This window comes from Mediterranea sp. ET5 (assembly GCF_023337025.1).
GTDB lineage: Bacteria > Bacteroidota > Bacteroidia > Bacteroidales > Bacteroidaceae > Phocaeicola_A.
In genome coordinates this window covers 72,449-91,389 of the sequence record NZ_JAMBLN010000011.1, presented here as the reverse complement: position 1 = coordinate 91,389, position 18,941 = coordinate 72,449, and the positions used below count along the sequence as shown (strand labels likewise).

The 18,941-nt window shown below is 43.7% G+C and carries 14 protein-coding genes and 1 pseudogene; 9 read left to right on the top strand and 6 right to left on the bottom strand.

What is annotated here, in order from left to right:
- The first annotated feature begins 37 nt into the window (after nt 1-37).
- Nucleotides 38-739 (top strand): Crp/Fnr family transcriptional regulator, encoded by a 702-nt coding sequence (locus tag M3087_RS08265; protein ID WP_022385300.1) that lies wholly within the window; start codon nt 38-40, stop codon nt 737-739.
- Between the two features lie 52 nt (nt 740-791).
- Here M3087_RS08265 and miaA read toward each other — a convergent pair whose 3' ends face one another.
- Nucleotides 792-1,706, bottom strand: coding sequence for a tRNA (adenosine(37)-N6)-dimethylallyltransferase MiaA (gene miaA, locus M3087_RS08260; protein WP_249094948.1), 915 nt, complete (start codon nt 1,704-1,706; stop codon nt 792-794).
- An 81-nt stretch (nt 1,707-1,787) separates the two neighbouring features.
- Nucleotides 1,788-2,798, bottom strand: a complete 1,011-nt coding sequence (gene gap, locus M3087_RS08255) for a type I glyceraldehyde-3-phosphate dehydrogenase (RefSeq protein ID WP_022385302.1) — start codon at nt 2,796-2,798, stop codon at nt 1,788-1,790.
- A gap of 343 nt (nt 2,799-3,141) precedes the next feature.
- Here gap and guaA point away from each other — a divergent pair, with 343 nt between their 5' ends.
- Nucleotides 3,142-4,665 (top strand): glutamine-hydrolyzing GMP synthase, encoded by a 1,524-nt coding sequence (guaA, locus tag M3087_RS08250; RefSeq protein WP_022385303.1) that lies wholly within the window; start codon nt 3,142-3,144, stop codon nt 4,663-4,665.
- Between the two features lie 242 nt (nt 4,666-4,907).
- Here the strand turns inward: guaA and M3087_RS08245 are convergent.
- Nucleotides 4,908-5,696: pseudogene (locus tag M3087_RS08245) on the bottom strand (MBL fold metallo-hydrolase); the annotation flags it as partial.
- 50 nt (nt 5,697-5,746) lie between these two features.
- A complete protein-coding gene (locus M3087_RS08240) occupies nt 5,747-8,050 on the bottom strand; it encodes a BamA/TamA family outer membrane protein (RefSeq protein WP_249094946.1) in 2,304 nt (767 codons plus the stop codon).
- A gap of 144 nt (nt 8,051-8,194) precedes the next feature.
- Between M3087_RS08240 and M3087_RS08235 the strand changes: the two genes are divergently transcribed.
- Complete coding sequence (locus tag M3087_RS08235) at nt 8,195-8,956, top strand: RNA methyltransferase (RefSeq protein ID WP_249094945.1); 762 nt, start codon at nt 8,195-8,197, stop codon at nt 8,954-8,956.
- 91 nt (nt 8,957-9,047) lie between these two features.
- On the opposite strand, the gene M3087_RS08230 is transcribed toward M3087_RS08235, so the two are convergent.
- Together M3087_RS08230 and M3087_RS08225 are read right to left on the bottom strand one after the other, a co-directional pair.
- The gene (locus M3087_RS08230; RefSeq protein ID WP_022385307.1) at nt 9,048-10,622 is read right to left on the bottom strand and encodes a ribonuclease E/G; all 1,575 of its coding nucleotides are present in this window, start codon (nt 10,620-10,622) and stop codon (nt 9,048-9,050) included.
- 236 nt (nt 10,623-10,858) lie between these two features.
- A complete protein-coding gene (locus M3087_RS08225) occupies nt 10,859-11,134 on the bottom strand; it encodes an HU family DNA-binding protein (RefSeq protein ID WP_022385308.1) in 276 nt (91 codons plus the stop codon).
- Between the two features lie 171 nt (nt 11,135-11,305).
- Here M3087_RS08225 and mutY point away from each other — a divergent pair, with 171 nt between their 5' ends.
- From mutY to M3087_RS08195, 6 genes are all read left to right on the top strand, one after another.
- A complete protein-coding gene (gene mutY, locus M3087_RS08220; RefSeq protein WP_249094943.1) occupies nt 11,306-12,364 on the top strand; it encodes an A/G-specific adenine glycosylase in 1,059 nt (352 codons plus the stop codon).
- Nucleotides 12,365-12,519: 155 nt separating this feature from the next.
- The gene (gene ileS, locus M3087_RS08215) at nt 12,520-15,942 is read left to right on the top strand and encodes an isoleucine--tRNA ligase (RefSeq protein WP_249094941.1); all 3,423 of its coding nucleotides are present in this window, start codon (nt 12,520-12,522) and stop codon (nt 15,940-15,942) included.
- A gap of 29 nt (nt 15,943-15,971) precedes the next feature.
- The gene (locus tag M3087_RS08210; RefSeq protein WP_022385311.1) at nt 15,972-16,349 is read left to right on the top strand and encodes a TraR/DksA family transcriptional regulator; all 378 of its coding nucleotides are present in this window, start codon (nt 15,972-15,974) and stop codon (nt 16,347-16,349) included.
- A gap of 115 nt (nt 16,350-16,464) precedes the next feature.
- Nucleotides 16,465-17,115, top strand: coding sequence for a lipoprotein signal peptidase (locus tag M3087_RS08205; protein ID WP_022385312.1), 651 nt, complete (start codon nt 16,465-16,467; stop codon nt 17,113-17,115).
- Complete coding sequence (locus M3087_RS08200) at nt 17,099-18,049, top strand: DUF4296 domain-containing protein (protein WP_022385313.1); 951 nt, start codon at nt 17,099-17,101, stop codon at nt 18,047-18,049. Before M3087_RS08205 ends, M3087_RS08200 begins: the two co-directional genes overlap by 17 nt.
- Before the next feature lie 538 nt (nt 18,050-18,587).
- Nucleotides 18,588-18,932 carry a hypothetical protein gene (locus tag M3087_RS08195; RefSeq protein ID WP_022385315.1) on the top strand — a complete coding sequence of 115 codons (345 nt, stop codon included), beginning with the start codon at nt 18,588-18,590 and terminating at the stop codon, nt 18,930-18,932.
- Nucleotides 18,933-18,941 lie beyond the last annotated feature (9 nt).

The following is an 18,941-nucleotide window of genomic DNA, read 5'->3' as shown; positions in this document are numbered from 1 at the left end:
ATTTTTGTGCCCTATAACATAGTTTTGTAACACAGATATGGCTAAAAAAGATATCACAGAAGCAGAAATCATTGAAAGTATTGCTGATATATGGACGCTTCTCACTGATGAAGAACGCGTCACTTTGAGGCAGAACTTCACCATCCAAAAATACAAAAAGAATGAGACGATCTATTGTGAAGGAGAAACTCCTACTCACATGCTGTGTCTGCTTAACGGCAAAGTCAAAATCTACAAAGATGGTGTTGGTGGACGCAGCCAAATAATCAGAGTCATCAAACCTGTAGAATACTTTGCTTATCGTGCCTACTTTTCTGGAGGAAATTTTGTAACAGCCGCTGCTGCTTTTGAGCCGTCACTCATCTGCCATATCCCGATGGATGTCATCAATCACATGGTCATGGAAAACAACCGCCTGGCCATGTTCTTTATCCATCAGTTAGCTACAGACTTAGGTATCGCAGACGAACGCACCGTCAACTTGACACAAAAACACATACGGGGACGACTGGCTGAGTCTCTTCTCTTTCTAAAGGACTGCTACGGTGTAGAAGAAGATGGATGCACATTGAGCATCTACCTCTCCCGAGAAGACCTGGCCAACTTGTCAAATATGACTACATCCAATGCCATCCGTACACTATCCAACTTCTCTACAGAGAAATTAATTATCATAGACGGGAGAAAAATTAAAATCATCAATGAAGACAAGCTTAAAAAGATAAGCAAAATCGGATAAACTATCAGTTGAGGATTGAAAGATTTAATTTTGGAGACCTTTCAATTCTCAACTAACGTAACAACTCTTCTATCTTATCCAGCTTCTCTTCCATCGTCAATGCCGCATTAATCCAATGGATTGTAAATCCCCGACGTTCCATCCCCCTAAACCAAGTCATTTGTCGCTTAGCAAACTGATGAATTGCAATTTCTAATCCATGCACCATCTCTTCGTAGGTCAACTCTCCAATCACATATTGGGTAAGATACTTATATTCTAACCCATAATACATAAGATCCTCTGGAGAAACACCTTGATCCAGCAAATGACGTACCTCATCTACCATGCCATCCTCCAAGCGTTGACGCAAACGACGTGATATTTTCTCCCGACGTGACTCCCGGTCAATATCTACCCCTATGATCAAACTCTTCAGTTCAGGAAATTCCCTTTCTTTAACAGGCATATTTCTGTAGTACTCTTCAATCTCAATAGCACGAATCGCGCGCTTTACCGTATCTACATCCGTCGAATTATGGAGCTTTTTATAGGAAGAAAGAATGTCTGTCAGTTCTGTAAGAGAATATTTTGCCAACCGCTCACGAAGCTCCGGATTTTCTGGGACAGGAAGAAGGCGATATCCCTTTAGAACCGACTCAATATACATCCCGGTACCACCACATAAAATTGGCAGCTTTCCCCGATTGCGAATGCCTTCATAGACTGACAGAAAATCACGCTGATATTCAAACACATTATATTTATATCCGGGGGCTACTATATCAATAAGGTGATACGGTACTTGAAAGCTATCGAAAATATAGTCCTCAAGATCTTTCCCAGTACCCAAATCCATTCCACGATACACCTGCCGGCTATCGCCACTGATAATTTCAGCCCCCTTCCGATATGCCAAAGCTGCAGCCAACGCCGTCTTTCCGGAAGCAGTCGGTCCTATTATAGTTAGCAAATCAATATCTGCCATACGCTCCATATAAAAAAGAGAGGCCATGTCAACTCTATGACACGACCCCTCCTGATTTAAAAACAAATTGCGAATAATAAATTAGCAGTTTACAGATGCCATGTGAGCAATCAAATCAAGAACCTTATTAGAGTAACCGATTTCATTGTCATACCAAGAAACAACTTTTACGAAGGTGTCAGTCAAATAAACACCAGCGTTTGCATCGAAAATTGAAGTCAACGGGCAACCCAAGAAGTCAGAAGAAACAACTGCATCTTCAGTGTAACCCAAAACGCCCTTCAATTCACCTTCAGAAGCTTCTTTCATGGCAGCGCAGATAGCCTCTTTAGATGCAGGCTTAGCCAAGTTTACAGTCAAGTCAACAACTGAAACATCCAAAGTCGGAACGCGCATAGAGATACCAGTCAATTTACCGTTAAGTTCAGGAATAACCTTACCTACAGCCTTTGCAGCACCGGTTGATGACGGGATGATATTGCCAGAAGCAGCACGACCACCTCTCCAGTCTTTCAAAGACGGGCCGTCAACAGTCTTCTGAGTAGCAGTAGTAGAGTGAACAGTAGTCATCAAACCATTCACAATACCGAATTTATCATTCAATACCTTGGCAATCGGAGCCAAGCAGTTGGTTGTACAAGAAGCGTTAGAAACGAATTGAGTACCCTTTACATAAGTTTTTTCGTTTACACCACAAACAAACATCGGGGTATCATCTTTCGAAGGAGCAGACATTACAACATATTTTGCGCCAGCTTCGATGTGAGCTTGAGCTTTCTCTTTGGTCAAGAACAAGCCAGTAGATTCTACTACGTATTCAGCACCAACTTCGTTCCATTTCAAATCAGCCGGATTTCTTTCTGCTGTTACGCGGATTTCTTTTCCGTTAACAATCAGCTTGCTGTTTTCAACGTCAGCTTCAATAGTACCATCAAACTTACCGTGCATTGTATCATATTTCAGCATATATGCCAAGTAATCAACCGGGCAGAGGTCATTGATACCTACAATCTGAATATCGTTTCTTGTTTGAGCTGCGCGGAATACGAAACGTCCGATACGTCCGAATCCATTAATACCTACTTTAATCATTTTGTTTAAACTTTTAAGGGTTCTATAATGTTTAGAAATAAACTCTCGTTTAATTCACTACCTCGTCCTTATCGAAGTGCGCTGCAAAAGTAAGAAATTGTTTTCTAAATTCATATTTTAAGAGAACTTTTTTAAATGTTGAAGGATGATTTAACCCAAATCAATCATCAGCCTTTAAATTGTATTTCCATCAGACCAAGACAGCTTCTACCGACTTCTCCTAAATGCAACATTTTACCCACAAGGAAAAGGAAGCAACTCAATTCTTTGTCATTATTCCTGTACTATCCAATTTTTTTGTTACTTTTGCAATCTATTCATAAAACCCAGAGACTAAAACAATATGCAAGAAAAGATCATTATTCTTGATTTCGGTTCTCAGACGACCCAGCTTATCGGACGCCGGGTGCGCGAAATGAACACGTATTGTGAGATTCTGCCGTATAACAAATTTCCCCATGATGATCCTTCGGTTATCGGTGTCATCCTTTCAGGAAGTCCTTTTTCTGTCTATGATGAGAGTGCTTTCAAGATTGACCTGACCCAAATCCGTGGTAAATATCCTATCCTCGGAATATGTTACGGAGCACAATACATGGCTTACACCAACGGTGGACGTGTAGAGCCGGCAGGAACTCGCGAGTATGGACGTGCACACTTGGCACATTTTGAAAAAGACAACCCTCTTTTCAAGAATGTGCGTGAAAATTCACAAGTATGGATGAGCCATGGAGATACTATCACCGCAATTCCTGACAATTTTAAATGCATTGCCTCGACTGACAAAGTAGCGATTGCAGCCTATCAGGCTCAAAACGAGCTCTTGTGGGGAGTACAATTCCATCCGGAAGTGTACCATACCGAAGACGGGACTCAGATGTTGCGCAACTTCGTCGTAGATATTTGCAAAAGCAAACAAGACTGGAGCGCTGCCTCATTTATTGAAAGTACTGTAGCACAGCTGAAAGAACAACTGGGTGATGACAAAGTCGTGTTAGGATTGAGTGGCGGTGTAGACTCGTCAGTGGCTGCCGTCTTACTGAATAAAGCGATCGGGAAAAACCTTACTTGTATTTTTGTGGACCATGGCATGCTCCGTAAGAACGAGTTCCAAAATGTGTTGCATGATTATGAATGTCTAGGACTCAACGTCATTGGTGTAGATGCCAGCCATAAATTCTTCAAAGAATTGGCCGGAGTCACAGAGCCGGAAAGGAAGCGAAAAATTATTGGCAAAGGCTTCATTGATGTATTTGATGAAGAAGCCCATAAGATTAAGGATGTAAAATGGCTGGCTCAAGGCACTATTTATCCGGATTGCATCGAGTCGCTTTCTATCACTGGAACTGTTATCAAAAGCCATCATAACGTCGGAGGTCTTCCCGAAAAGATGAATCTCAGACTTTGTGAACCGTTGCGTTTGCTCTTTAAAGACGAAGTGCGTCGTGTGGGCCGTCAGTTGGGAATGCCTGAACATCTCATAACTCGCCACCCGTTCCCGGGGCCAGGATTGGCAGTACGCATTTTGGGAGATATCACTCCGGAAAAAGTCCGTATTCTACAAGATGCCGATGATATCTTTATCCAAGGCTTGCGTGATTGGGGACTGTATGATCAAGTTTGGCAAGCAGGAGTAATTCTATTGCCAGTGCAAAGTGTTGGTGTGATGGGCGACGAACGCACTTATGAACGCGCCGTAGCCTTACGCGCCGTAACCAGTACAGATGCTATGACAGCAGATTGGGCTCACCTGCCCTATGAATTCCTGGCTAAAGTATCCAATGACATTATAAATAAGGTAAAAGGAGTTAACCGTGTCACCTATGACATTTCCTCAAAACCACCTAGCACAATTGAGTGGGAATAATCCTTGTCTATAGTATCAATTTTGATTAGATTATGAAAATCGCTGTAGGAACCATGTATAGAGTATATAGTCCTACAGCGATTTTTAGTTTCGCCTATTCAAACATTAAGGAATCTGGAAATCCTGGCATATCGTATACAGGATCATAAAGTTCATCAACTTCTCTATCTCTTTTCCTCTACAGGGAACAAATCCATGTCAGTAGCCACAGATGATACAGAGTTACCTGCTGTTCCAAGATGAAATATACCTGTAGGAAGACTACGCCTGAGAGGGATAACCTGTATATCCTCTCCTACTCGAATGCCTAACTCCCCCAAACGCATCTCAACTGTTTTATAGGCTAAATCCGGGTGATTATTGTCTTTGCTCAAATGGCAGAGCCAAACATAACGCCAACGAGGTGAATAATGGGTTACAAGGAATTCTGCCGCTTCACGGTTGCTCAAATGTCCGGTAGAACTGAGAATTCGCTCTTTCAAATAAGTCGGATAAGGTCCCATACGGAGCATTGTCTCATCATAGTTTGCTTCAAGAACGAGATAATCCGCATTACATAAATAAGCAATAACGCTTTCGGTCAAATGCCCAACATCGGTAGCCAGACAGAAATTGCCTTCTGTTGTCTCAATGAAATACCCAGCATTATCTATAGAGTCATGAGGTACATCAAAAGCCGTAATACGTAGAGAACCAATCATAAACGGTTCTTCTTTTTCAATAAAATGCGCACTGGTTTTCAAACGTTCTGTCATACAATAACTACGGCTGATACCTGAATGTACCTTGCGTGTAGAGTATATCGGAATTCCGCTCTTCTCACCCAAACTACCTACGGCCTTGATATGATCTACATGGTCATGAGTCACAAGAACAGCCTGAATATTCTGGAAGTCCAGATCCAGTTCTTTAAGGCGTTTCTTAATAGTTCGCGATCCAATACCGGCATCAATGAGTATAGTCGTATGTCCGTCTGATAAGTAATAGCAATTGCCACTACTTCCACTAGCCAAACTTACAAAATGTATCATATTCTAATACTTATGTTTAGGTCTTTATTCATAACAGGAAACAAGCTGCTTCAAAATGGATATCCTACAGCAAAATGAAAAGCAAAATCACGCCCGAAATCAGGGCGGATTAACGGATAACGGTCCTTTCCACTCTCGTAGGCAGGATTGATAGCTTTCATTCCTCCATCAAAACGTAATATGAAATAGTCAAAGTCGAAACGAAGCCCTAATCCATAGGCAACAGCAATCTCTTTATAAAAGCTATTGAAGCGGAAAGCTCCTCCAGGCTGTTCTTCATAATCATGAATGGTCCATATATTTCCGGCATCAATGAAGAAGGCTCCGTTGAGTTTCCAGAATAACTTCGTGCGATATTCCAGATTCACATCAAGCTTGATATCTCCAGACTTATTAATAAAATCAATGTTGCGATCATTACCTGCAAACTTTCCAGGTCCCAGCCTTCTGACCAGCCACCCACGTACACTATTCGCACCACCTGAGAAATAACGCTTTTCGAAAGGCAAAATTCGAGAATTACCATATGGATAAGCAACCCCTAGACCAACATGAAAAACGATGGAGTTCCGATGGTCAATCAAAAAACTTTTTGTAAAGTCCACATCTGTCTTCAGATACTGGGCATAAGCAATATTCATCACAGTATATTGATGACTATCGTTACGTTGAGCTTTGAGTAAATGTGAAAAACCATAAAGCAGATTACCGGCCGATTCGACATTGAAACGAACCGAATAAGCATTTCCTAATGTTGCTCGGGACTCTCCCCCCTCAGACCGATAGGTAAATCCATAGCCCATCTTCATAATCAGAAGGTTCTCATAGTTGTATTTCAATATTGAATTCTGATTATTTATATTATCGAGATACTCTTCCCGAAAAGTCGTCGAGATCCAGGGCATATAGACATAGTTAAGGTCAACAACATCGATGGAATGCCGCCACTTATGATTATACGACCAACGATACCCCCATGTCATGGAAGCTGCCCGTCGCCCAAATTCCGGTCGCTCTTGTGAGTTGTATTGTAAGGCAATCTCTGAAGTAGCCTGTATACGTCGGCGTACATCCGGCGAAATAAAGGGAAACAAAAAACGTGGAAAATTTATACTGGCTTCGACTCCATATTCTACATAGTTCCCATTAGAATAACCTTGCAAACCGGTCACTGCCTCATAAGCACCACGCACCTTGAACGTGAAAAGCTCAGAACCATTGAAGAGATTGCGATTCTGGTAAGATAATGAAGCCGCAGCTCCCAAGTCTCCGGCAGAATTCGTTCCTTCCAGCTCTGCACTAAAAGAGTTGGGTTTATTACGCGACAACAACACATAACAGTCCAACAGTGTAGAGTCATTATGGTTCTCTACAAAACGTATGTCGGAATATTTGATGGCATGCAGACGTCCTAACATCGATTGAGTCTCCTGTAAACGGGCCTCGCTGTAAAATCGCCCCGGCTCAATAGTAATATTTTGGGACAGAACTTCCGGACGCAGGAAAGAGTGCCTGCGAGTATAAATATTCAGATCCTTATAGTGGAGAGAATCAAAATGAGACAAGTCACGTTCACGGGCGGCTTCAGCAAGGTCGTAATCTGTTAATACAGTGACCTTTCCTATTCGAAAACGTTCGTGCATGCGTCCGGACCGGGCATCATAAGGAGCTACGTGATAAGTCAAATCAACGATATGTGTGCCTCGCACTGTATCAGCCGTACAGGTAATGTACTCTTTATTGAAACGGTAAAAGCCCCTATTCTGCAAATGATTGGTCATCTGTTGACGCTCCGCATCCAAGATGTTGACATTAAACATCATGCTGTCTTGCATGAGATGTGACTCATAATCCGCCAATTCTTCACGGACGCCTTCATCTCTAATATCATATTTCCATGAGCCTATACGGTAGGGAGCTCCTGCATGCAGCTGGTAGGTAAGCTTAAGTTTCTTTTTCCGGATCTCTTCATTGAGTTCAACATACGCCTGCATATACCCCATGTTTCTCAGAGCGCGTTCCATATCAGTTCGGGAACGTTCAGCATAATATGCATCATAAATCACAGGTTCATCCCCAATTTTCTGAATAAACCGATTTATCCATTTAGTCGTGTCCGTTCCAGAAAAAGCATATACGTAAAGCGGCACTTTCATTAAACTGAACCACCTGCTGTTAGGGTTCTGGCGAATATACCCGCTTACGTCTGATGGCTTTACATCCTTATTGTCAGATACTACCTTTACGTCATCAAGCAAATAACGTCCCTCGGGAATAAATTTCGACACAGAGCAAGCCGTAAAGACTCCCGAAATCGAAAATAGAATACATATATGCTGCCATTTACTGCTCATGATCAAAATCCGAAGGTGATAATGGGTACAAAATTACGGAATTTGGCTCAATAGAGGCATACGCTTCTTCTTAAATGATATGAAGGAGAAGCACCCAATTAAAAATTAGTTCGTAATTTTGTTGATACATTTAAACTCAATCCTATGCTTAGTAAAGCCAAAATAAAATACATACGTTCGCTAGAACTAAAGAAATACCGCAAAGCCGGTAATGTCTTCTTAGCTGAAGGTCCCAAGTTGGTTGGAGATTTATTGGGACACTTTACATGTAAACTAATTGCAGCTTCCCCTGAATGGTTTGCTACACACCCATCTGTTCAGGCTGACGAATGCATTAAAACAGATGCTACCGAACTTGCAAAAGCCAGTCTGCTTAAATCGCCCCAAGAAGTGTTGGCCGTATTCGAACAACCATCTGATCCTCTTGATTATCATTATCCTCAACAATCATTATGTCTGGCACTCGATGACATACAGGACCCTGGCAACTTGGGTACAATCATTCGCCTTGCCGATTGGTTTGGCATAGAACACATCTACTGCTCACTTTCTACCGTTGACGTATACAATCCCAAAGCAGTACAAGCCACAATGGGTGCATTGGCACGAGTAAAGCTCCATTATACCTCATTGACCGACTGCATTGAGGCTCTGAATGCACACACACCCGTTTATGGCACATTCCTGAAAGGTGATAATCTTTACACACAGAAGTTATCTTCTAATGGATTGATTGTCATGGGTAATGAAGGAAATGGGATATCTCCAGATGTAGAAAAACTCATTAACCGCCGCCTCTATATCCCGAATTATCCAATGGAACGGTCAACTTCCGAATCACTCAATGTCGCCATGGCTACCGCTATTGTATGTGCTGAATTCAGAAGACAGATTCTACAACAATAAGGGTGGAAATCATTTAAAGATGTTTGCTAAAAAAGCCAACCACAGCATAAGCTGTAAGGTTGGCTTTATCAATTCGTTTCGTAAAAGAGCCTTACTTCATTTCCACTTCTTCTTTCATATCAATTTCTTCTCCTTTCATGTCGTAGAACTCGTATTGAAGCAGAGCCAGCTTCTGGCTGGGAATAATCTTCACTCCGAATCCATACTTCAACTGCCATTGACGTTTCAAGGAGACAAGACCCTGATTGACATAAGCAGCCACATAAGGATGAATATGAAGCTTGAACTTCTTAATGCCCAATTTATTGACCAAATAATCAATTTTACTCTCCAGAGTATCGGTGAACAGAATGGAAGGCTTGATGGTACCTTTACCAAAACAGGTCGGACACGTCTCAGCTGTATTGACATCCATTGCCGGACGCACCCGCTGACGGGTAATCTGCATCAATCCGAATTTACTAAGTGGTAGGATATTATGTTTAGCCCTATCTTTCTGCATGTTATGACACATGCGTTCATAAAGTTTCTGACGATTCTCAGCTAAACTCATATCAATAAAGTCGACAACAATAATACCACCCATATCACGCAGTCGCAATTGTCGGGCAAGTTCGTCAGCAGCCCCCAGGTTTACATCCAACGCATTGGCTTCCTGGCCATTATTTGCTTTAGAACGATTACCGCTATTCACATCGACCACATGTAAAGCTTCGGTGTGTTCAATAATCAGGTATGCACCATTCTTATAAGATATAGTCTTTCCAAATGATGACTTGATTTGCTTGGTGATGGCAAAATTATCAAAAATGGGAAGTTGCCCTTTATAAAGCTTCACAATGTCAGCTTGCTCCGGAGCTATCAGAGAGACATAATCCTTCACTTCATGGAATACACTTTCATCATTGACATAAATGTTTGTGAATGAAGGACTGAACAAGTCACGCAACAATGCTACCGTACGGCTGGTTTCTTCATAGACAAGTTGCGGTAACTTACTGGATTTTTGAACACGGGTAATGCTTTCTTCCCAATGCTTAAGCAGGATTTTAAGTTCCGCATCGAGTTCGGCCACTCGCTTGCCTTCAGCTACTGTCCGCACAATCACTCCAAAGTTCTTGGGCTTGATGCTTTGCAAGAGCTGCTTCAAACGAGCACGTTCCTCACCCGATTTAATTTTTTGTGAAACAGATACCTTGTCGTTAAAAGGTATCAATACAAGATAACGCCCGGCAAACGACAGCTCACACGTCAGTCTGGGTCCTTTGGTTGAGATGGGTTCTTTGACAATTTGTACAATCACCTCTTGCCCCACCTGGAGCACGTTGGAGATACTCCCATCTTTTTCAATATCCGGAAGAACTGACGCCCGGGAAATAGGGAACAGCTTTTTACGGTCGCTTAATACCTGCTTGATATACTTCTGATAAGAGTGAAATTGAGGTCCTAAATCGAGATAATGTAAAAAGGCATCACGTTCGAAGCCAACATCTACGAAACAAGCATTCAGTCCAGGCATAAGTTTCTTCACTCGTGCCAGGTACATGTTACCCACCGAAAACGAAAGATTCCGTCCTTCACGCTGAAACTCTACCAAGTTCTTGTCTTCCAGCAATGCGATAGAAATCTCTTTCGGCTGTACATCAACTACTAATTCGCTTGTCATTATCTACAGTTAAGTTTATAATAAACCTCGGTTAAACAAAGAACAAACCCGAAAGACAAAGCTTTGCAAGTTTGTTCTTTATTTCAGTCGTAACAGACTAAGATTTATTTACTTTTATGTCTGTTCTTTCTTAGTCTTTTTTTACGCTTGTGAGTAGACATTTTATGTCTTTTTTTCTTCTTTCCGCTTGGCATAGCTTCAAAAATTTAAAGGGTTAATACTATATTGTTATCTGTTTATTTCTTCACTTGAATGGTGAAAGTCTTGGCAGGCTTAAATGCCGGAATATTGTGTTCAGGGATAATAATCGTGGTGTTCTTGGAGATGTTACGAGCAGTCTTTTGCGCTCTTTTCTTCACAATAAAGCTACCGAAACCACGAAGATAGACATTTTCTTCCTTAGACAAAGAATCTTTTACAGATTCCATGAATGCTTCTACTGTGGCCAATACGGTTGCTTTGTCAACACCAGTCTTTTTGGCAATTTCGTTTACGATATCTGCTTTAGTCATCTTGATAAGTAATTATTGTTACACGTTTATCTTAATTTTTTGGTCTGCAAATATATAGCTTTTCTAGCTCTCTAAGAAATATATTCCGAACTATTTTTCAAAAAAACATTTCTCATCTATGTCATTCTTATCTATTTTTGCGTTCCGAAAATCAAAATATAAGAATGTGTAATGAATGAGTTTGCAACGACCATAGAACGATGGTATAACGAACATAAACGAGACCTGCCTTGGCGAGAAACGACCGATCCTTATCAGATATGGATTTCGGAAATCATACTCCAGCAAACACGTGTAGCTCAAGGCTATGCCTATTTTCTGAAATTCATGGAGCGTTTTCCTACGGTAAAATCCCTGGCTGAAGCTCCGGAAGATGAGGTCATGAGGTTGTGGCAAGGGCTGGGGTATTATTCACGTGCCCGAAACCTTCATGAAGCGGCTCGTATGATTGCGTCCCGAGAAGATGGATTTCCGAAAACCTATGAAGAAGTACGAGCCTTGAAAGGCATTGGTGAGTATACCGCAGCTGCCATCTGTTCATTTGCCTACGGGCTGCCTTATGCAGCGGTTGACGGGAACGTCTACCGGGTACTGTCACGTTGGCTGGGCATAGATACCCCTATTGATACGGCTACCGGGAAAAAGCTGTTTTCCAAATGGGCGAACCAGTTGCTTGATACACAGCATCCAGGACTGTACAATCAGGCAATCATGGATTTTGGAGCATTGCAATGCCTGCCTCAGTCGCCAGATTGTAGTACTTGTCCATTGGAAGTATCCTGTGTGGCACGGAAGGAAGGATGCGTAGACAAATTACCCGTAAAATCGCACCGAACCAAGGTCCTTCCCCGATACTTTAATTATATATATGTTCGCGCGGGCGCGTTTACCTTTATTCATAAGCGAACGGATGATGATATTTGGAAGAATCTGTATGAGCTTCCACTCGTTGAAAGTGACACCCCTTGGACGGAGGAAGAATTATATGGCTCCGACAAATTACAGGCGTGGATTGTCCCGAGAGAGACTCCGACGTTCCGTTGCTTGCAGCGGGAAATAAAACATGTACTTTCCCATCGTGTAATCTACGCGACTTTTTATGAAGTGATACTTCCGGAAGATACTCATTCGTTTGCTGGCTTTGAACGTATAAAAATAAACGAATTGGAGGAGTACGCCGTCCCTCGGCTTTTGCATCGGTTTTTTGAACAATTCATCTTTCAGCCGTGAGCCACACGATTGAAATTTTGAAAGTCATCTATGGATGTGACCTGACAAAGGCAAGCATTTTGTACCTTTTTACGAAATAAATATTTCCTCCTATGCTTTTTTCTTGTATTTTTGCGCGTTATTAAAAGTGACATTGTAAAAAATAGATAACAGCTATGGGTAAGAGATTTGCTGAACATGGTCAGCTCGACCTATCACAAGTAAACAAAGATGTATTGAAGGAATGGGATGAAAACGATGTTTTCTCCAAAAGTATGACAGAACGTGAAGGCTGTCCTTCTTTCATTTTCTATGAAGGTCCTCCTTCGGCCAATGGTATGCCGGGTATACACCATGTGATGGCACGCTCCATCAAAGATACGTTTTGCCGTTATAAGACCATGAAAGGCTATCTGGTGAAACGCAAAGCCGGATGGGATACACATGGACTTCCTGTGGAACTTGGCGTGGAAAAGAAACTTGGAATCACCAAAGAGGCTATCGGCAAGACCATCTCCGTAGCTGATTACAATAAGGAATGCCGCCAGGACGTGATGAAATACACCAAGGAATGGACAGACCTGACCCATAAAATGGGCTATTGGGTGGATCTGGATAATCCCTACATCACGTATGACAACAGATACATCGAAACGCTCTGGTGGCTTCTGAAACAGTTGTATAATAAGAATCTCCTTTATAAAGGTTATACCATTCAGCCGTATTCTCCGGCAGCCGGAACAGGATTGAGCTCACACGAACTGAATCAACCGGGATGCTACCGCGACGTGAAGGACACGACGGTTGTGGCACAATTCAGAATAAAAAATCCCAAACCGGAAATGACACAGTGGGGTACTCCTTATTTCCTGGCATGGACCACTACGCCGTGGACATTGCCTTCAAATACGGCTCTTTGTGTTGGACCGAAGATTGATTATGTAGCTGTTCAGACCTATAACGGATATACCGGAGAGAAAATCACGGTCGTTCTGGCCAAAGCACTTCTCTACAACCACTTCAACAAAAAAGCGGAAGGTCTTCCTTTGGAAGAATACAAACAAGGAGATAAACTCATTCCCTTCAAGGTGATTGCTGAGTACAAAGGTCCCGAATTGGTGGGCATGGAATATGAGCAGCTCTTCCCTTGGGTTAATCCGGGTGAAGGTGCCTTCCGCGTAATCCCCGGTGATTATGTAACGACTGAAGACGGTACGGGTATTGTACACATCGCACCTACTTTTGGTGCGGATGATGCCATGGTAGCCAAGGCTGCCGGTATTCCTCCCTTGCAAATGGTTGACAAGAAAGGGGAACGTCGCCCGATGGTTGATTTGCAAGGTAAATTCTATCTGTTGGACGAGCTGGACGAGAACTTTGTCAAAGAGTATGTCAACGTAGCTTTATATAAGGAATATGAGGGCCGCTTCGTGAAGAATGCCTACGACCCGAATCTGACCGACAAGGACGAAACACTTGATATCTCCATCTGTATGCAGATGAAGGCTGCCAACCAAGCATTCAAGATTGAAAAGCATGTACACAATTATCCGCATTGCTGGCGTACAGACAAACCGGTACTCTATTATCCGCTGGATAGTTGGTTCATCCGTTCTACGGCTTGTAAAGAGCGCATGATAGAACTGAACAAGACCATTAACTGGAAACCTGAGTCAACCGGAACCGGACGCTTCGGCAAATGGTTGGAGAACTTGAATGACTGGAATCTGAGCCGTTCGCGCTATTGGGGTACTCCGTTACCTATCTGGCGTTCGGAAAATAAGGAAGAGATCTGCATCGGTTCTGTTGAAGAGCTGTACAACGAAATTGAAAAAGCTGTTGCAGCAGGTTTTATGAAGTCCAATCCCTATAAGGATAACGGCTTCGTCCCCGGTGTTTACACCAAAGAGAATTATGACAAGATAGACCTGCATCGTCCTTATGTGGATGACATTATCCTGGTATCTGAGAGCGGTCTGCCGATGAAACGTGAAACAGACCTTATCGACGTGTGGTTCGACTCTGGTGCTATGCCGTATGCACAAGTTCACTATCCGTTCGAACATAAGGAGGAACTTGACAGCCGTCTCATTTATCCGGCAGACTTCATCGCCGAAGGCATTGACCAAACCCGTGGATGGTTCTTCACACTCCATGCCATCGCAACCATGGTGTTCGACAGTGTAGCCTACAAGGCTGTTATCTCTAACGGACTTGTCCTGGATAAGAACGGTAACAAGATGTCCAAACGTTTAGGCAATGCCGTTGACCCGTTTGGTGCCATCGAAGAATACGGCTCCGACCCGTTGCGCTGGTACATGATTACGAACTCCTCTCCGTGGGATAACTTGAAGTTTGACGCAAAAGGAGTGGATGAGGTTCGCCGGAAATTCTTCGGAACCCTCTATAACACCTACTCTTTCTTTGCCCTCTATGCCAATGTTGACGGCTTCGAATATGCAGAGGCTGAAGTCCCGATGAACGAACGTCCGGAGATTGACCGTTGGATTCTCTCGGTACTCCACTCCCTGATTCAGGATGTTGATGCATGTTATGCCGATTATGAACCGACAAAGGCGGGACGTCTGATTCAGGACTTTGTCAATGACAATTTGTCCAACTGGTATGTACGTCTGAACCGTAAACGTTTCTGGGGCAGCTCGATGTCAACCGACAAACTGTCTGCTTACCAGACTCTTTATACCTGCTTGGAAACAGTAGCCCGCCTCATGGCCCCCATCGCTCCATTTTATGCCGACCGGCTGTACAAAGACCTGGTTGCTGTTACCGGACGTGGTAATGCTGTTTCTGTCCACTTGGCACAATTCCCCGTCTTCGATGCTTCTTTCGTGGATAAGGAACTGGAAATGCGTATGCAGATGGCACAGGATGTCACCTCTATGGTACTTGCCCTGCGCCGCAAGGTAAATATCAAGGTACGTCAGCCCCTGCAGTGCATCATGATTCCTGTCACGGATGCTAAACAGCGTGAACGATTGGAAGCTGTACAATCACTTATCTTGAGCGAAGTGAATGTCAAGGAATTGAAGTTTGTTGAGAACGACCGCGCCATTTTGGTGAAAAAGGTAAAATGCAACTTCAAGAAAATGGGTCCGAAATTCGGAGCACAAATGGGAGCTGTAGCTGCCGCTGTGGCAGGATTGACCCAGGACGCAATTGCCGAACTTGAAACCAACGGCAGCTATACACTGGCACTGCCAACGGGAGAGGCTGTCGTCGAAGTAGCCGATGTGGAAATCCTCAGTGAAGATATCCCGGGATGGCTGGTTGCTAACGACGGAAAACTGACCGTTGCTTTGGATGTGGTGGTGACTGAAGCGCTGCGTCGCGAAGGTGTAGCACGTGAACTTGTCAACCGTATTCAAAACATCCGTAAAAGCAGTGGCTTCGAAATCACGGACAAGATAAGCATCTGTCTGTCCAAAAATTCACAGACCGATGATGCCGTGATAGAATATAATGATTATATTTGTAACCAAGTTTTAGCCACCGGACTGGAACTGGTAGATGAGGTAGAAGACGGTACGGAACTTTCATTCGACGACTTCTCCTTGTTTATCAAGGTTGTAAAAAACTAAATCTTAATCTTAAAACTATAAATACTACTATGGCTGAGAAGACTAGATACTCAGATGCAGAGTTGGAAGAATTTAAAGCAATTATCCTTGAGAAACTGGCTACCGCACAAAAAAATTACGAACAGTTGCGGGCAAGTATGATGAACGTAGACGGCAACGATGTGGACGACACATCCCCTACCTACAAAATCTTAGAGGAAGGTGCCAACACCTTGTCCAAGGAAGAGACAACACGTCTGGCGCAACGGGAACTGAAGTTTATCCAAGGATTGCAAGCCGCATTGGTACGCATCGAAAACAAGACTTACGGTATTTGCCGTGAAACCGGCAAACTGATTCCCGCCGAACGTTTGCGTGCTGTTCCTCACGCAACATTAAGTATCGAAGCCAAACAAGCTAAAAAGTAATTGGGAATTGAAAGTGAGTGAGCTGACGGGTATTTTAGTATGAGCCTTGACAAAAGACTTGGAACTAAAGGACTCGTCAGCTCTAAGACTTTCAGCCCAACAACTTACAGATCCAATGAAGAAACTATTGACTCAAGGCAGACTTTCCCTGATAATCATCTTTTTGGTATTGGTCATCGACCAACTTATCAAGATTGCCGTAAAGACAAACATGTATTTCCACGAAAGCATCCGGGTCACTGACTGGTGCTATATCTATTTCACTGAAAACAATGGGATGGCATTCGGTATGGAAATATTCGGCAAGCTGTTCCTGACCACTTTCCGCATCGTTGCAGTCGCCGCTATCATCTATTACCTGCATAAGATGATCAAAAGAGGCACCATGAAGACAGGCTTCATTGTCTGCCTGTCACTCATTCTTGCCGGTGCAGCCGGAAACATCATTGACAGCGTGTTCTACGGGATGATATTCTCTGAAAGTACCCCGTTCCAGCTGGCGCAGTTCGTTCCTTGGGGAGAAGGCTACACATCCCTCTTCCACGGTCGTGTGGTCGACATGTTCTATTTCCCGATCATTGATACCTATTGGCCCGACTGGATGCCTTTGGTTGGTGGCAACCGCTTCATCTTTTTCAGTCCAATCTTCAACTTTGCAGATGCTGCCATCAGCTGTGGCATCATTGCTTTGCTGCTGTTCTATAGCAACTATCTGAACCAACACTCTTCAACCCAATCAACCGATAAGAATGAAAAAGCTGCCTGACCTGCTTCTGTGGTTGGCCGTAGGCGGTTGCCTCACGCTGACTTCATGCAAGAAACGGATGCCCTCCGATGTCATTCCACCCGACCGTATGGAAGACATTCTCTATGATTATCACCTGGCGCAAGCTGTGGGAACGGAGTTCAATGGAGAAGAACGTTACAAGCGTGAGTTACTCACCGACTATGTCTTTGAGAAACATCACATCACTGAAGCGCAGTTCGACAGTTCCATGGTGTGGTACACACGCAACATGGAGAAGTTGGATGACATCTACCAGAATCTCAGCAAGCGGTATGAGGATGCCAACAAGAACCTCGCCACCTTGTACCAGGAACGGAAACAGCAGACAACGGTTTCAGGTGATACCGTATCGCTGTGGCAAGGAAAGAAGATGTATGTACTTACTCCGGCAGCACTTACCAACAGACTGACATTCAATCTTACCGCCGATACAACCTATCACCAGCTTGACCGATTCACATGGGAAATGGATGTGTTACGTCCCGATTCGCTCCCCATAAACCTCTATGCCGGTCTCACGTTGAGCTACCGCAATGACTCCACACAGGCAGTCATGCGTACTGTTACGAGAAACGGACGTCTCGTTCTCAACATCAAGGCTGATACCTTGCAGCTCAGAAGCATACAAGGCTTTATCTATCTGTCGGACTCGGTTAAGTCAGCCCTGCGCCCGGTGGTACTCGGCAATGTATCACTGACACGCATCCATCCGACTTCCGTCGAGCTGAAACATCTGGAAGCAATGCGGCGAAAAGCAGCAGAGAAAGCCGATTCCATCGCCCAATCAACGACAGATACCTTGAACTCCAAAAAGGAGAAGCAACCGGAGACTCCTGACACTACGTCAGTTACAAAAACACCGCAACGCCTCTCTCCTGCCGAGCTGCGTCGTCAGCAACAACGCCAACGCTAATGTCCGGTCCCGTCAGACAATATGCAGTGCATCAGTTATGGCGCAACGCCACAACTGCGGAAAGTCTGCAAGTAGTGGTTGTGGAAGGCGGACGATACGTACGCTCCTTCCCGCTTCGTGAAGAGATGGCATCTACCGAATGGCTGGGAGGTATTGCTTTTTTGTCAGCACAGCCAACGCTTACTCTTCAATTGCCTGCTCCCTTCGAGACCTTATTTGCTGCAATGTTCTCCCCTGCGGGCCCCTACATCTGGCACATAGTTCCGGAAGAGGGACGTGGCGGAATGCCTATCCATCGGTTGCACCGACTTCTGTAATTCTTTTCGACTGGAAAAGCCTTTCCTCTCCTTCCTTTAATATAAGAAAGATGAGCATTACATCCGGACAGATACTGGACTTATGGATTGGTTATCCGAACGCAATGACTCCTGTACTTCAGTCAAAGTTCCCCATCATTTAGCTTTTTTGTGTTCCGGGAGAAAAGCTTATCGGAAGTTTGTTTGTATTTTTACCACGATTTGTTTAGTACAAAAATAAGATGAACAGAAAGACTTATCTGATTGCTGCCGTGTGCATGATGGCGTTGTCCGGATGCACACAGAAGACAGAACTCCCCGAGAATCCGAAAGACAAAGAAGAATACCGTGACTCACAAGGCAACCAATGGATTTACAATGCCATGCTGATGCGTTGGGCACTGATGCCATCCATTGCCAACGGACTTTCCACCACTCATTATTATTATCCGGGCAGCGGAACATGGCGTAATGCACAAGGAGCTACCGTCGATGCCCCTTCAGGTGTGAAGATGAGTACTCCATCAGCCAAGACCAAAGGTTCGGTGTTTGGCTCGACCGGACGTTCACGTAGTATTTACGCTTAAATGACCTGA